Annotated in this window: 13 protein-coding genes, 4 tRNA genes and 1 pseudogene; 7 read left to right on the top strand and 11 right to left on the bottom strand. The window is 35.2% G+C overall.

The window, feature by feature from the left end; translation table 11 throughout:
• Window positions 1–8: 8 nt before the first annotated feature.
• Window positions 9–545 carry a Csu fimbrial major subunit CsuAB gene (gene csuAB, locus RMA94_RS16725; RefSeq protein ID WP_002049140.1) on the bottom strand — a complete coding sequence of 179 codons (537 nt, stop codon included), beginning with the start codon at window positions 543–545 and terminating at the stop codon, window positions 9–11.
• A 583-nt stretch (window positions 546–1128) separates the two neighbouring features.
• On the opposite strand from csuAB, the gene RMA94_RS16730 reads away from it, so the two are divergent.
• The 3 genes and pseudogenes from RMA94_RS16730 to RMA94_RS16740 all read left to right on the top strand — a co-directional run.
• Window positions 1129–1767 (top strand): TetR/AcrR family transcriptional regulator, encoded by a 639-nt coding sequence (locus tag RMA94_RS16730; RefSeq protein WP_311083800.1) that lies wholly within the window; start codon window positions 1129–1131, stop codon window positions 1765–1767.
• A 231-nt stretch (window positions 1768–1998) separates the two neighbouring features.
• Complete coding sequence (locus RMA94_RS16735; RefSeq protein WP_311083801.1) at window positions 1999–2364, top strand: DoxX-like family protein; 366 nt, start codon at window positions 1999–2001, stop codon at window positions 2362–2364.
• A gap of 29 nt (window positions 2365–2393) precedes the next feature.
• A pseudogene (locus tag RMA94_RS16740) lies at window positions 2394–2762 on the top strand (SDR family NAD(P)-dependent oxidoreductase); the annotation flags it as partial.
• Window positions 2763–2829: 67 nt separating this feature from the next.
• Here the strand turns inward: RMA94_RS16740 and RMA94_RS16745 are convergent.
• Window positions 2830–4665, bottom strand: a complete 1836-nt coding sequence (locus RMA94_RS16745) for a monovalent cation:proton antiporter-2 (CPA2) family protein (protein ID WP_311083802.1) — start codon at window positions 4663–4665, stop codon at window positions 2830–2832.
• A gap of 194 nt (window positions 4666–4859) precedes the next feature.
• Entirely contained in the window at window positions 4860–6095 is a 1236-nt protein-coding gene (gltS, locus tag RMA94_RS16750; protein WP_161282401.1) for a sodium/glutamate symporter, read from the bottom strand.
• 432 nt (window positions 6096–6527) lie between these two features.
• Between gltS and RMA94_RS16755 the strand changes: the two genes are divergently transcribed.
• Window positions 6528–7679, top strand: coding sequence for an alpha/beta fold hydrolase (locus tag RMA94_RS16755; protein ID WP_068611593.1), 1152 nt, complete (start codon window positions 6528–6530; stop codon window positions 7677–7679).
• A 706-nt stretch (window positions 7680–8385) separates the two neighbouring features.
• Window positions 8386–8709 carry a hypothetical protein gene (locus RMA94_RS16760; RefSeq protein WP_130172373.1) on the top strand — a complete coding sequence of 108 codons (324 nt, stop codon included), beginning with the start codon at window positions 8386–8388 and terminating at the stop codon, window positions 8707–8709.
• Here RMA94_RS16760 and RMA94_RS16765 read toward each other — a convergent pair whose 3' ends face one another.
• From RMA94_RS16765 to RMA94_RS16800, 8 genes are all read right to left on the bottom strand, one after another.
• Window positions 8710–9180 (bottom strand): AnBLUF65 family BLUF photoreceptors, encoded by a 471-nt coding sequence (locus RMA94_RS16765; protein ID WP_005073517.1) that lies wholly within the window; start codon window positions 9178–9180, stop codon window positions 8710–8712.
• Window positions 9181–9457: 277 nt separating this feature from the next.
• The gene (locus RMA94_RS16770; protein ID WP_086265869.1) at window positions 9458–9667 is read right to left on the bottom strand and encodes a cold-shock protein; all 210 of its coding nucleotides are present in this window, start codon (window positions 9665–9667) and stop codon (window positions 9458–9460) included.
• Window positions 9668–10107: 440 nt separating this feature from the next.
• Window positions 10108–10181 (bottom strand) — tRNA-Trp (locus RMA94_RS16775).
• A 67-nt stretch (window positions 10182–10248) separates the two neighbouring features.
• Window positions 10249–10333 (bottom strand) — tRNA-Leu (locus tag RMA94_RS16780).
• A gap of 27 nt (window positions 10334–10360) precedes the next feature.
• Window positions 10361–10434, bottom strand: a tRNA-Trp gene (locus RMA94_RS16785).
• Between the two features lie 55 nt (window positions 10435–10489).
• A tRNA-Leu gene (locus RMA94_RS16790) sits at window positions 10490–10574 on the bottom strand.
• A 92-nt stretch (window positions 10575–10666) separates the two neighbouring features.
• Window positions 10667–11482: a protein kinase domain-containing protein gene (locus tag RMA94_RS16795; protein ID WP_262727843.1), complete on the bottom strand. Its 816-nt coding sequence runs from the start codon at window positions 11480–11482 to the stop codon at window positions 10667–10669.
• Window positions 11469–12977 carry a DUF3336 domain-containing protein gene (locus RMA94_RS16800; RefSeq protein WP_005073515.1) on the bottom strand — a complete coding sequence of 503 codons (1509 nt, stop codon included), beginning with the start codon at window positions 12975–12977 and terminating at the stop codon, window positions 11469–11471. The genes RMA94_RS16795 and RMA94_RS16800 overlap by 14 nt, the downstream gene beginning before the upstream one ends.
• 176 nt (window positions 12978–13153) lie before the next feature.
• On the opposite strand from RMA94_RS16800, the gene RMA94_RS16805 reads away from it, so the two are divergent.
• On the top strand, window positions 13154–14035 hold the full coding sequence (locus RMA94_RS16805) for an ATP-binding protein (RefSeq protein WP_002115248.1): 882 nt from the start codon (window positions 13154–13156) through the stop codon (window positions 14033–14035).
• 103 nt (window positions 14036–14138) lie between these two features.
• Window positions 14139–15242: a DUF6670 family protein gene (locus tag RMA94_RS16810; protein WP_032004652.1), complete on the top strand. Its 1104-nt coding sequence runs from the start codon at window positions 14139–14141 to the stop codon at window positions 15240–15242.
• Window positions 15243–15244 lie beyond the last annotated feature (2 nt).

The following is a 15244-nucleotide window of genomic DNA, read 5'->3' on the forward strand; positions in this document are numbered from 1 at the left end:
TTTTATATTTAGAAATTTACAGTAACTAATAGAGTATCTTTATAATCACCTTGAGCTTTTGCTGTGCCAGTGTTTGGAGCAATTGCACCGAAAATTGGTACCGCTGTAGCTTGGCCACTCACTGTAGTGAACTGTTGTGGCTGGTTTACAACATAAAGGTTTGTACGAGCAGCATCGCGGTAAACGTTATATGCAACTACATCAGCAGAAGCAGTATTTTTTAAAGTACGGTCTGTACGTTCACCACCATCAATTGCAACTGTAAAATCAACAGGATCCGTGCCGTCACAAGTCACAGAAATATTACCGCCTGTTGCTGCTGAAGCGACTTCAGCTGTTAATACGTTGTTCCAAGTACCAGAAGTTTTACCAAAATCTAAAGTACCAAACTTGTTCATATTCCCTTCAGTTTGACTACCACCTACAGTACAGCCTGTTGAGATATTTAATTTAACGTCAACCTGTCCAGTAACAGCCGCTTGAGTATTTACCGCATAACCAGCAACTATTAATGCTGCAAGAAGTGATTTCTGAATGTTTTTCATATTCATAACCTACATATATAATGATTAGTTTTGTAGAACAAAATGAATCAAACTCAATAAATAAAATATGTCCAATTTGTTTTATATATAAAACAAACTACCTTTTACTATTGTGTGATTCTTTTCACAATTTAATAACAATTATTTAACTTGTATACACACATTACAAAAAGACTATGTTTACTTATTTAAAATTCTTTTTTTAACAGTTAAAAAAACACCTAACTAAATACCCACCCCTACTTTAAAAAAAAGTCTAAAAAATAGAGAAAATAAATATCATCTATCAAATAAAAACTAGTCAATATTTATTCAAATACAATAATTTATAGATTTAATAAAATCATAAGAAACTCATTATTATTTAAATAGGTCACACGACCTATTTTAACTATTACTTAAGAGACAAGAATAAGTCATTCGACCTATTTTTTAATTTTAGATTAGGTCATATGACCGATATTAAAAAATTATAGGTCACACGACCTATAATTAGTTTAATAGAATTTAAATATTTTATTTATATTTTTCTAATTTCATGGTTTAGAATGCCTTTTTTTAAATAGTACTTACAGGCTGGATAATGATCAAAATTGATACCTTTGATACTATGCAAATAAAGAAGTCCTTTACCACACTAAAAGGACAAGAAAGAGTAAAGCAAATCTTAAAAAATGCTGAGATAGTTTTTCTTACCAAAGGTTATTCTGGTTTTAGTATGCGAGGAGTTGCAGCTCAATCGAATATTAGTTTAAGTACCTTACAGCATTATTTCCAAAATAAAGATAATTTATTAAAAGCTTTAATCGATAAATTAATTTTCGACTACATACAGCGTATAGAAATTTTAATCAACTTAAATGCAAATGAGCCACCCTTGCATCGGTTTATGAATATTATCACCAATATAATATATGAAATAGAACAACCGGTCATTACGCATACATTTAAAGAGGTATTTTCTATTTCAGACCACTTACCCTATGTATATGATTCTTTATCAATGATACAAAAGTATAATTTTGAACTTATATATAAAATTATGCTCCCTATTCATAATAAAATCTCATCAGAAGAATACAAAGAAAGAGCCATAATTATAATTACACAGCTAAACGGTTATTTAGTTCAACATTCAAACAAAAATACAGATGAATGCTATAAACAATTTCTAAGAAATATACTTTTAAAAAATATATCAAGATTAGTTAGTGAACCATAAAATTAAAAACATAGGAGTATTTCTCCTATGTTTTAATATAAAATTTTCCTATCATATCCCTACATTAATGTTAAAAAACAATCATAAGAAATGATAAAAAACAAGCTAATCTTATTAGCTATTGAAGAATAAATTAAATCAAAACATAATAGTCGCAATGATCAAAATTGAAATTTCAATCTTTTAGAGAATCTTAATGGATAATGCTAAAGCATTAAATTTATAAGCTTTATGCTCGCTTTCTTGTGGTTTTATCAAGGACTGGTTCCTAAACTAATCTTTATTAACTCTGATGAAATATTTGTATGGCAAACCATCGGACTTTCTTTTGAGCATGCAAAAATTGCAGGGCGCGCGAGCGGTATAGCTGAAATTATTTTTGGTTTATTGTTTCTTTTTTCTACTCATAAGTATATTCACTATTTAAGTATTTTAGGTTTATTCGGTTTACTATTCTTAATTGGTTTTTTAAAACCTTCTACACTTATCTCGCCTTATAACCCTATCGTAATGAATATTTCGATGATAAGTTTATCAATTATCTATTTGCTTTTATTAAAAGAGCAAACAACTCATTTTCATAAAGCTGCTCAATAGCGTTAATTTAAAAAAATTTAGAGATTTCAATGAGATTATCTAGTCGTAAAGTTGGCTGCGTAGTCATCACTGGAAGCACAAAAGGTATAGGTTTAGCACTCGCCCACGCTTTTTTAGATCTGGGATGTTCAGTTGTCATCGCTGGACGAAACGCGGAGCATCTTAAGCATGCTCTCACTCACCTAGAAAATCATTTTAGTAAAGAAAAATTTATTGGTTCATGCTGTGATGTGACACAAATTGCAGATTTACAAGCCTTATGGGAGGGATCAATTCAGCATTTTGGACAAGTAAATGTGTGGATTAATAACGCAGGCAGCTGCCACCCAACGAAAGAGTTTATTGACCTTCAGCCAGATGAATTAAATGCAGCCGTTTCAACTAATATTTTGGGCACTTAGGTACTTCCACCAATAAAAATGCTCAGTAAAAGCTTTTCTAAAAAACTCTTACTGAGCTTTATGACTAATCCACACCCTCATTCTCTGAAGTATCTTCTTTATTTAAAATCCGCCCTTCTTGTTTTGGTCGAATCAACGGTGCTGTTGGTCTTGGATGATGAGTATGTGTATATTGCATACCTACTCCCGCATTGACGTCATCTGCAGCGATTTCAGTTTCAAAACGCTCATTATCTAAATCTCGAATTTCCTCTGTAATTCTTTCTACCTCATCTTCATCCACACCAAGTTCTTGCAAAATCACGCCGCCAAACTTAATTGCTGATTCAAACGTTTCACGAATCATAAAATCTACTTTTTGTTTAACTAAATGCAGTGAATGCTCGCGGTCATATGAACGTACTAATAATTTCGCTAAAGGAAATTCATGGGTCACGAGTTCTACAATTCTATTGGTCGTTTCCTTGCTATCGACACACACCACAATTGCTTGTGCTGTTGCAGCGCCAGACGCATGCAGTATATCTAGACGGCAACCATCGCCATAATAAATTTTAAAACCAAATTTTTCGGCGTTTCGAATCATGTCGGTATTATTATCAATAATGGTGACATCGACACCTCTTGCTAATAATAATTGACTGGTGACCTGTCCAAAGCGCCCAAAACCGATCATTAAAACGCTACCACTTAGCCCGTCGGCAATATTGATATTTTCTAATGAAACCTTCGTTTTTGCTTGAGTAAAACGTTTGAAAATAATACCGACAATTGGAGTCAACACCATTGAAAGCACAACAATGGCAGTTAAGTTAGATTTAACAGTACTATCAATAACTTGTGCACTTAACGCAGCCGAGAAAAGTACAAAGGCAAACTCTCCACCCTGAGCCATGAGTAAAGCGCGATCCAATGCTTCAGTATGAGAGCTTTTCGTTACTCGGGCGACCATATAAATCATGAGCGCTTTGGCAAACATTAGGGCAATTACACCACTCACAATCAGTTGCCAGTTTTGAGCAACTACCGATAAGTCCAATGACATACCGACCCCAAGGAAAAAGAGGCCCAGTAATATTCCCCGGAATGGTTCAATATCCGCTTCAATTTGATGTCTAAAGGTCGATTCAGATAAAAGCACACCCGCCAAGAAAGCGCCCATTGCCATAGTCAAACCGCTGACTTGCATCAGTAACGCCGAACCCAACACCACCAATAATGCGGCGGCGGTCATGACTTCTCGCGCTTTAGCAGCAGCCAACAGTCTAAATAATGGATTAAGTAACCAATACCCTGCCGCAATAAGCCCTGCAATTGCGAGTAAACCAATTCCTATATTTTCCAAACGTACCGATGTGCTTTCGACCACATGATTCGGTGCCATAAAAGCAACAATAGCCAGCAAAGGTACAATCAATAAATCTTCAAAAAGTAAGATGGCTACAATTTTTTGTCCTCGGGGTTGAGTCAAATCACCCCGATCACCCAAGAGCTGCATCACAATCGCAGTCGAGGTTAAGACAAACCCTGCGGCACCAATAAAAGCAACTTGCCATGTAAAGCCAAATAACAGCCCAACGCCAGTCAAAGCCAGCGCGCAAATAATAATCTGCAATGTACCAAGGCCAAAAATTTCGCGTCTAAGACTCCACAAATGTGAGGGTTGCATTTCCAAACCAATCACAAAGAGGTACATCACAATTCCTAACTCGGCAATATGCAAAATTGCGGCAGAATCTTGAAAAAAAGCAAAACCGAATGGGCCAATAATTAGACCCGCAATTAAATAACCAAGTACTGAACCTAAACCAATACGTTTAAAAATAGGAACTGCAATGACAGCAGCCGCCAATAAAACCACAGGGGCAACCAAGCTAATTGAATGTGCTTCTGAGCTCATACATTTCTCATTTTATTTATCTGCAATTTATTCTATGTGAAACTAGGTTTAAGGGCGATTATTAGTTTTGAGAAAAAGCATCCTAAAAATAAAATGACTTAAATCGTCCGTAAATGAAAATTGAGCCTATAAATAAGAATCAAATATTCATGGACAAACACCCATAAAAAAAGCCCTAACGGGCTTTTTTTATATTAGGCAATAAATTTCAACATGAGCTGAATGACAGTCGCATTAATTAAGTCAACAAAGAATGCACCACAAAGCGGAACAATCAAGAAAGCCTTATGCGATGGACCATACATATTGGTAATCGCCTGCATATTTGCCACAGCTGTTGGTGTTGCACCCATACCGAAACCACAATGGCCTGCTGCCAATACTGCCGCATCGTAATTTTTACCCATGACGCGGAAAGTCACAAATGCTGCATATAGAGCCATAGTGAGTGTTTGAGCACCTAAAATCACCACAAGCGGGCCTGCTAGGTCGGCAAGCTGCCAAAGCTTTAATGAAAGCAATGCCATTGCTAAATAAAGCGACAAAGACGCGTTACCAAATACATCAATCGCACGGTCGAAAATATCAATTTTCAATACGCTTTCTAAAATGTTTCTTAAGATTACACCGCCACCGAGTGCCCAAACGAAAGTTGGTAACTCAAACCACGTTCCCTTACTAAAGCCAGTCATAAATTCAGCAAACGCTAAACATGCTGCAAACATACCTAGTGTAGTAATTGCATTATCGGCAGTAATTAAACGGACTTGATGCGGGTTTTCAAACGGAGCAAGGTCATCTGAATTTTGTTCAAGATGTGTGTCGCGATTTTGGATTTCAGCATTGGTTTTTGGTTGAGCAAGACTGTAACGATTAATAAGTAGTTTCGCTAACGGCCCACCAATCACACCACCAATAATCAAGCCAAAGGTCGCACTCGCCATACCTAATGCTAAAGCACCCTGAATCCCATGCTGGGTTTCTAAAATTTCACCCCATGCGCCAGCTGTACCATGACCACCTGTTAAAGTAATTGAACCAGCAATCAAACCAATAAGTGGGTCAAGGCCCAATAAAGTCGCAAGGCTCATACCAACAGCATTTTGCACAACAATAAATGAGGCTACACAAATTAAGAAGATAATTAAAGCAGTGCCACCTTCTTTAAGCTTCATAAAATTAGCACTTAAACCAATTGAAGCAAAGAACACGAGCATAAAGCTGGTTTGTAATTCACTACTAAAAACAATGCTATACCCCCACAATGTGTGGACAAGTAAAGAAACTACAGCAGCAACCAAACCACCCGCTACAGGTTCAGGGATATTATAACGTTTTAAAAAATCAATACGATTAACAAGAAAGCGGCCCAACAATAAGACGATAACCGCCGAAATTAGTGTATAAAAACCATTAAAAACAAATTCCATATATACTACTTTCTGATTACATTCCTAATGGATTGTAAAATAATTATATTTTATTTTTTATTATTTAAAAAAAACACAAACAAACTTTACAAAAACCATCTTTATTTAATAATACCAATATAAATCAATGTATTATTTTGAGTATTTAGTAAAAAATCATGATGTATCCTCTCTTAAATTTCTATATTGCTTTGATAATTAATTTTTTAAACATTTAAATGCTCAAGCGATGAAATCAAGACATCTGGTTGCCTCAATCTTATTACCGATTTTTTAAGTAAGAGTATGTTGGGCTAAGCTAAGCTCTACTTGATACATTTAAAGAAAAATCCTGTCTTTTGGGTCACTGAACTTCTCCATCATTCACTTTAATATCCTTCAAAGACCAGCTCTTTACTGTTCTGGGCAACATCTTTATAGGTTTTATATTCAATGAGTTTATTGCTTAAAGTTCGTCAGAACGTTCCACAGCTACAATCTATTAAAAAATCTCTTCAGACACGTGCTGGTCAAAAAATACCTCACATGCTGATCAATGCATCAGATCTCTTTTTCAGAGGCCCTCAAATAGCTTTGTCAGGAAAAACACCTTTTGATGTGATTCATAAGCATGAAATCATTACCTTACGCCATTATAAAAATGAGACTGATACCACTACTCCTAAACACCGCGTACCTTTAGTTATTGTTCCACCACTAGCAGTGAACATGCTCATTTACGATTTGTTCCCTACTCGTAGCTTTGTACGTTTCTTTTTAGCCCAAGGGTTTGATGTTTACTTAATTGACTGGGGCGTACCAACCCGACACCAAGCAAAATACAACTTCGGTACTTATATTAAAGTTTTCATGCCAGAGATGTTAAAGCAAGTTCGCCTACACAGTGGTCAGCAACAGCTTTCTTTGCATGGTTGGAGTTTAGGCGGCGCACTTTCACTCTGCTATACCGCATTGTTTAAAGATAAAGATATTAAAAATCTAATTATTCTCGCGTCCCCTATCGACACACATAAAGCAGGTTATATGGGGAAACTATACGGTAGTCTTACCAAACCTGCCGAATGGGTTCGCAAACATACGCCGTTTCGTATTCGCCATCATGTACCAAGTGAAGCATTTCATATTCATGGCTGGCAAAACACGCTTGGCTTTAAATTAACGGATCCGATTGGAAATTTGAAAACATATTGGGAACTTTTTAAAAATCTAGATAACCGAGAGTTTATTGTCGATCATGCAACCTCAAGTTCATTTATCGATAATATGCTGGCCTATCCGGGCGGTGTCATGCGTGACATTATTCTCCGTTTCTGGATTGATAATGAATTATCTAAAGGTGTAGTTAAATTTGGTGAACTTACCGCCTATCTAAAAGACATTAAATGCTCTGTGTTAGCTGTTGGTGGCAACACAGATATTATTGTCACAGCTGATGCTGTTAAACCACTCATGGATTTAATTAGTAGCCAAGACAAAACATTTAAGGTGGTACCCGGTGGTCATATGGGCGTAGTTTCTGGTAGTCAAGCACCCACTACGGTCTGGCCCGAAGTGAGTACTTGGTTAGCTACTCGTTCAGAATAATTAATTCAAAAGCAGTAAAGCCAGTGTAGTCAGTTCTATGCTGGCCATAATTCAAATTTTATAAGTCTGATATTCTAGTTTCATTTATATTACAGTAGTTTTTTCTCATAATTCAAAAGCAGCTCATTACTAGATAACTCAAAAATATAAATATAATTTCCTCACTATTAATCACATTAAAATCCTTCAACACATAAATTTTATTTATTAGAAATACAACTTAATAAAACAATATTTTATCAAATGTTAAAATTTTTTAAATAGATCAATTTTTTCTTATTAATATTTATAAATTTTAAGAAAAGTACCTCTTAAAGTTGATGTTACTTTTTGTTATTTATGTAAAGCTCATCTAAACAATATATTTACTTAAGTTACTGTTAAACAATTATTTTTATAAATTTAATTTTGTAAAATTTGATCATTATTTATACAAATGTAGGCAATCTCTCACAATTATGTAAGCCAAAGCTTACAACTCAACTGATTGTTTTTCTTATAATTAATTTCAGTACATATAAGCACTCTTTACTATCAAATAGAAAGCTGAATATTAATAAAGAGATCTGGAGAAAATGATAAAGTCATCTTTATTAATATAAAAACTCTTAATAATAGAAAAAGAATCTCAAAAATTAATATGTACTATCTTTCCTCTGGAAACAGAGGAAAGATACTTTTTTAATCATCAGATAGGGTATAGAAAATGTTTATTGCAAAAAATATATTTGTATATTTACTATCAATGTTAGCTTTATGCTTACTGATTATTTTCTTTAATTACATAGGAATAAACGAGACGATTAATCTTCTTCTCTCTTCTGCACTGTTTGGAATATTTATTACTTGGTATTTTAAAGGTAGTGGACTCTGTCTCGCCCTATTTAGCTTTTTTTATTGGGCTATGTTTGTCATTAGTCAAAGCTTAGAAGTGATATGGATGCTCGCAAGTTCAGTTATTGTATATTTAGTCATGACTAAAATATTACCTAAACTCAAGACCATCCATATTGGCGTGATAGCCAAATAGCTAAAACGGTTTCACCCCACGATTCACCATACCCACTTTCTTAACTGTGTTAATTTTAGTTTGTTCGGCAATGACTAATTCATTGATGAAAGCTTTTAAATTTTGCTCATCAAGACGAATAGGATTAAAAGTACTTTCTCCCATTTTTAGAAAGAAAGATTCGATATTTGTATTACGTTGTACATATTTCATTGACCATCGTTGAAACGAGTTTTGTTCAATGGAATATGTACACAACCATTTAACATTGTGGTGTCTTTCATCATTTGTAATTTTTTCAAATAATCGTTCAACCACCTCTCGTTCACCTTCCAAGCATTGAAAGAAAGCATTATCGGCATAATAGAGCACCCCACAGATCTGATTCAAATCATTGAAATCTCGTGCTTCTGTCAAAATATCACGTAAATCTTGCAACAAGTCTTCATTTTTTTCGTTCCGTTGACTGGCATAACACAGGCGAACGTTCATTAGCAATTCCGTGAAATATAAAATTTCTTTATTTAAAGATTTTTTAATCTACCATATCCCTATTACTAATAATTTATATTTCACACATATTCTAAAGTTTATTTTAAAAATACGTTCGATTATTAACTATAAGAGCTTAATAACTAATGATTTATATTCACAAGAAAATAAAAAGCCCTCCTATTGAGGGCTTTAATACTCTAAAAGAACAATAAATTTCTTTAAAAGCTAAAATAAAAAAAAGCACTAAAAAGTGCTTTTTTTACTTGCTGTTATATTATTGTGGAATAATATTTACAGCATTTGGGCCTTTTTGCCCTTGAGTAACGGTAAATGTTACGCGTTGACCTTCATGCAAAGTTTTGAAACCAGAACCTGTGATTTCTTTGAAGTGAGCAAACACATCTGGACCGTTGTCTTGTTGAATGAAACCGAAACCTTTAGTTTCGTTAAACCACTTTACTGTACCACTTACTGTATTAGACATGATATATCCTACTGATTTCTAATATTTTAGAATCATTAAATAATGACCCTATCATAACTTTGAAAAAAGAATAACAAATTGAGCTTAATATCTTAAAAAACGAAGGATTATGACTAAAACTACGATACTTAAAAGAAGATTTACTAACAAGTCTTTTTTCTAGTTAACAGCATCATACATGAAATAAAATTGTATTCAAGGCTTTTATATAAATAATTTCCAAAACTTAAGTTAAATAAATATAAAACAATAGCTTAAAAAAAGATTAAGAAATTCAGCACATTGCTTAATTAAAAAACAATCTATGATGTGATAAAAGCATTGGAAAGCAACAGATATAAAAATGTCTATTTAGAAAATTGCTTGAGCACGAATGAAAAGTTATTTTTAAAAATATAGATAATAAAAAAACTCCTGAATAGGAGCCTTATTTTATTTGATGGCAGAGGATCAAGGACTCGAACCTTGACGAACGGTTTTGGAGACCGTCATGCTACCATTACACCAATCCTCTATATTCATGATTAAACACTCACGATTTAATCATAAAAAAAGCAAGATCATCGTCTTGCTTTTTTCAATGGTGGGGGCGAAGAGACTCGAACTCTTACACCTTGCGGCGCTGGAACCTAAATCCAGTGCGTCTACCAATTTCGCCACGCCCCCATCTGGGACATTTATTTAAAATAAATGTGGCAGAGGATCAAGGACTCGAACCTTGACGAACGGTTTTGGAGACCGTCATGCTACCATTACACCAATCCTCTTCCAAGATCTAGATGACTTAACATCTACATCAAACTTTAAGTTATTAACTTAAAGTGGTGGGGGCGAAGAGACTCGAACTCTTACACCTTGCGGCGCTGGAACCTAAATCCAGTGCGTCTACCAATTTCGCCACGCCCCCGATGGCTGTGTATATTAGCGATAAGATCTGACAGTGACAAGTGTTTTTTTTCTAAAAAAAACTAACCGTGTAAATTGTATACAGATACTAGATCAATGATTTTTATCAATTTGAATCTGTTTTAAGCAATTTATTGCTTCATCAGCATTTGAAAACCGATTTTGCTGTTGTTTTTGTAATAAACCTGCAAGTAAGGGATAAAAAATCAAAAACTGCGTGGGTAATTGAATGTTTAATTTTTGACAGTGCAAGACTGCCCAATCACGATAACTGCCCGCTTTTAAGCGAGTTTGTGTTAACCATTCATATATAACGATTCCAAATGCATATAAATCGCTTTGTATTCCCTTACGCCCTCCTTGAAATAACTCAGGAGCCATATAACGAGGTGTTGCATCCATGACTGTATCGCAACTTAAGATGCGTCTCGTTTTCTCAAAATCAATTAAATAAGGCTTTTGCTGAAACTTTCTAAAATGTTCTGCCTTAACGTCACCATGAATCCAGCCAAGTTCGTGAAGCTCTGCAAGCTTATTTATCGCCAACAAAATCTTAAGATATACATTAGTTAAATCACTTTCATGAGTGAATAAACCAAACCACAGGTCAGTATCAGGTAAAATTAAAACCTTACCCAAAGAATGGTCTAGCTGAGGAATTAAACTGGCCTCAATGAATTTGTAGGATAAAAGCCATGCAGGTTTTTTAAAGTGAATTTCTTCGTAAAATAATTGCTCATGCATGAAATCTTGCTCACTTTGAGCATGGGTTTCAGGCAAGTGATATTTTAACCAGTAATTCTTGGCATCTATGGTACATGTCCATAAACACCGCCCTAACGCTGCACTTGTTGGCTTTGTTACACATGTTAAATTTTCTATATGCGAAGCAAAATCATGCTTCAGCATAATAAGACTCAGGCTGTTGTTTCTTTTCTTCAAAACGCAAAACTTCTAAACAATGCTGAATCGTCTTACCAATACGAGCATGGGTCTCAATTGAAGAAATCTTTGGCCAAGTTGCACGTTCCCCTTCTCTTTGCAGACGCTTAAACAGATGCGGACGCGGGTTTTGCAAAGTATAGGTATAGTGACTTAGGCTATATTTAGCAATGATATTCACATCACCATAATAACGCTGTCCCATTACGCCATAGCCATGATCTAACAATCTTCTAACTGGAGATATAGAACCAAGTCGTTGACGCGTAAAGTCCATAATGCCCATTGAAAGCACTTTACCTTGGCGTCTTAAAATTCTTTCAGGCCAACTTAAAACGTCTTTACGGAAGCGATCCGCATCATTTTGCATAAATGGAACAATATGTGGGTTAACCTGACTCGCAATCGTATAGTTTAAATTATAAAGCCGCGCCATTCTTTCTTGCGGAAAATCGCTTCGTACACTTCCATCCACCCACTTTGTATTTGCCATATAAGGTGTATGTTCACCGTCATAACGTTTACTGGTTAAACGTACCGGCGGGAATAAAATTGGCACGGCACATGAAGCCAATACAGCACTCCAAACCAAAACATTCGGTGTCATAATGGCATTCATAATTCTTGGATTTTCTGTTGCATCATACGGCGCTACTGCCACATTAATGTTTAAACCAGATTTTTTGAAAGCCTCTTCAAAAGTAAGATCACCTAAGTTCTCAATGAGGAATTTTTTCAAATACTGAACATCGGCAATTCCACCATTGCCTTTAATGAGTTCACGGAATTTCCTAAAATGAAAAGCATCACTAAAAAATTGCTCACCATTTAATAAGTTTTGGATATCTTCACTGGCAGAGGTTCCAAGCATACCTGTCATAATTGCCCCTGCACTTGAGCCAGAGAGCACTTTAGGCATTAAGTCTTGTTCAATTAAAGCCTTACATACTCCCGTATGAAAAAGTCCTAAAGTCGCCCCGCCCGAAAACATAAGTGCAGGTTGTCCATACGCCTTTTCACAGTTTTCAAAAAACTCTATTTTTTCTTTTCTTTGAAACGTAATGCATTCACTTGAAGCAATGTAAGCCAAGCTTTGGCTAACTTCTTCAATATAGTCTTCAATTAACTTTTTTGTACCGACATGTGTTGCGGCAAAAAGCATTGGATGACCAATATTTGCAATATCGTAGGTTAGACCTTCTTTAAGTAAATAAATGAGGTCTAATGTCCGATGTTGCTGACGATATCTTTTGAGCAAAGTGTATCGATAGGAAATGAGCTCGGCATCGAAGTAAGGTGAACTATTATCAAATTTCCACTCTTGCACACCTGTTTCTTCATCTAGTTTTAATGCAAAAGACTTCCATTCTTCATAAGATTCAGCCATGTCTAATTGACGTTGTAATTTTTTGATACGGTAAGCCTGATGTGGATTCATATCACTTCGTATTTTTTCAAACATATTTCGTCCTCATCTTCACAGATGATTTTACTGAATAGACATCACAACACTATGCTCGGTCTGAACATTTCAATCAATTGCAAAACCGATAAAGTGTATAGGCAATAAGTTTTTGTCAGCCTGTTAATTTCGGTGTTAGTATCCTATCAAACACTGTTTAACATGATTGACTTACCATGGCTACCATTGATTTACCGGACAATTTAGTTCAAACATTATCACTTGTATTAAATCAGTTACAGCAAGTCTTGCCTGAGCCTCGACAAGAAACAGATTTTACTGCACCTGCTTTTAGATGGGAAAATCAGCAACTTAATGCCATCTATAAGCCAAAAAATATTTATCTTGATGACTTAAAAGGCATTGAGCGTCAAAAAGAAAAAATTATTCAAAATACTTTGCAATTTTTAAATGGCCTACCAGCGAATGATGTGCTGTTAACAGGCTCACGTGGTACAGGAAAATCATCTATTGTTCGTGCTTTACTCACTGAGTATGCCCCTCAGGGATTGCGTTTAATTGAAATTGAACGTGATGATTTATCAGACTTACCCAAAATTCAAAAACTCATTCAAAATCGCCCTGAAAAATATATCGTCTATTGTGATGACTTGGCTTTTAACGCGGAAGATGAAAATTACCGTAGTCTAAAAAGTGTATTAGATGGTTCATTACAGTCAGGTTCAAGTAATTTTATTATTTATGCAACCAGTAACCGTCGCCACCTGTTACCAGAATTCATGCATGAAAATACACCTGTAACTAAGGTCGATGTTCCCCAATATACTGAACTACATCCACAAGAAGCGATTGAGGAAAAGATCTCTTTGTCGGATCGGTTTGGTCTATGGCTATCTTTTTATCCAATGGATCAAAACCTATATTTAGAAATCGTTGAGCATTATCTTGATAAAGCAAACATGCCTTTCAATGATGAAGTTCGTGCAGAAAGTCTACGTTGGTGTCAGATGCGGGGTCAGCGCTCTGGTCGAGCGGCTTATCAGTTTTCTAAGCATTGGATTGGTTTAAACGCATTAAAAGATTTGTCTAACAATTAAATAAAATGTCCCGCAAAGCCTTAGCTTTGGCCTATAAACCGCTTAGCTTTGGCAGTTGTTTTTCATAACCTAAAACAAAGATAGCCCTTCTTTAGGTTTATATATGAAAAAACAATTGCCAAAAATTTCTACAGCCAGTAAAGCGCTTGGTAAAAGTTTATTACTTGCACAAGGCGTTTTAGACCAAGCAAAAAAATATTCAACTCTTCCTTTTACTCAAGCTCATATCATCCGTCCACGAGTTGACGAAAAATATTATAGCTGGACACATTACGGTATTTTTTTCCCGCTTTTACCAGAGCCGCATCGTTACTTAAATATTATGATTTTAATCGGTACGCCCGGTGCACTTGCTTTTGACCATGATGATATCATCACTGGAAATCCTAGAAAAACAGCTACTTTCTTTTCAAGCACAGCTGCTCTGGAACAAGCTTTACTGAGGGCCTATGTCATTCCCGAAGATACAAAAATTAATAAAGATGGGAGCTTAATAGAACTAGGTCAAGAAATTTCAATTCAAGGTAAATTCCCTCAAATTCACATTAATGGTCATTATGATGGATTTGATTTCGACTTTGATATCGATATTACTTCACATGTTTCATGGTTTATAAAAACACCAATCTATGATCATTTTAGCTTATTGGCAAAGTTTAAAGGTTTTCTAAGCTATCAAGCAGAACGCATTGAAAGCCAAGGACTCTGCACTTACGAATATGCTCGAGCAGTTGGTCCTCACTCCATCACAAACAAACTTATTCCTGATGTATATAAACTGCCACTTGATTTTTTCACTTATCAAATCATCAATTTAAATGAAACCACTCAACTTCTTCTTACCAAAGCCGATATTGCAGGACAAACAGCTGCATATACCCTGCATATTCGACATCTGGACCAGCCAGCTGAAATTTATACAGATGTAAGCTTTGATATTATTTCGCATCAAGTTGATGACTTTGTTTCACCTACTGGGCATAAAATGCGACTTCCAAAATATTTTTCTTGGATCGCTAGAAATGAGGCAAAGCAAATTATCTTAAACATTCAGGCAGAAATTGACTGCCCATTCCGCTATGGTCATGGGCGAGGTTATGCGAGTAGCTATATATTTACAGGTCATTATTTTGGTAATGAAGTTCAAGGCCGTGGTTACATCGAATATATTGATATCGAAAACCAACATGCTTTTGAAGATGAATAATT

This window comes from Acinetobacter sp. V115_6, from assembly GCF_031799025.1.
Taxonomy (GTDB): domain Bacteria; phylum Pseudomonadota; class Gammaproteobacteria; order Pseudomonadales; family Moraxellaceae; genus Acinetobacter; species Acinetobacter pittii.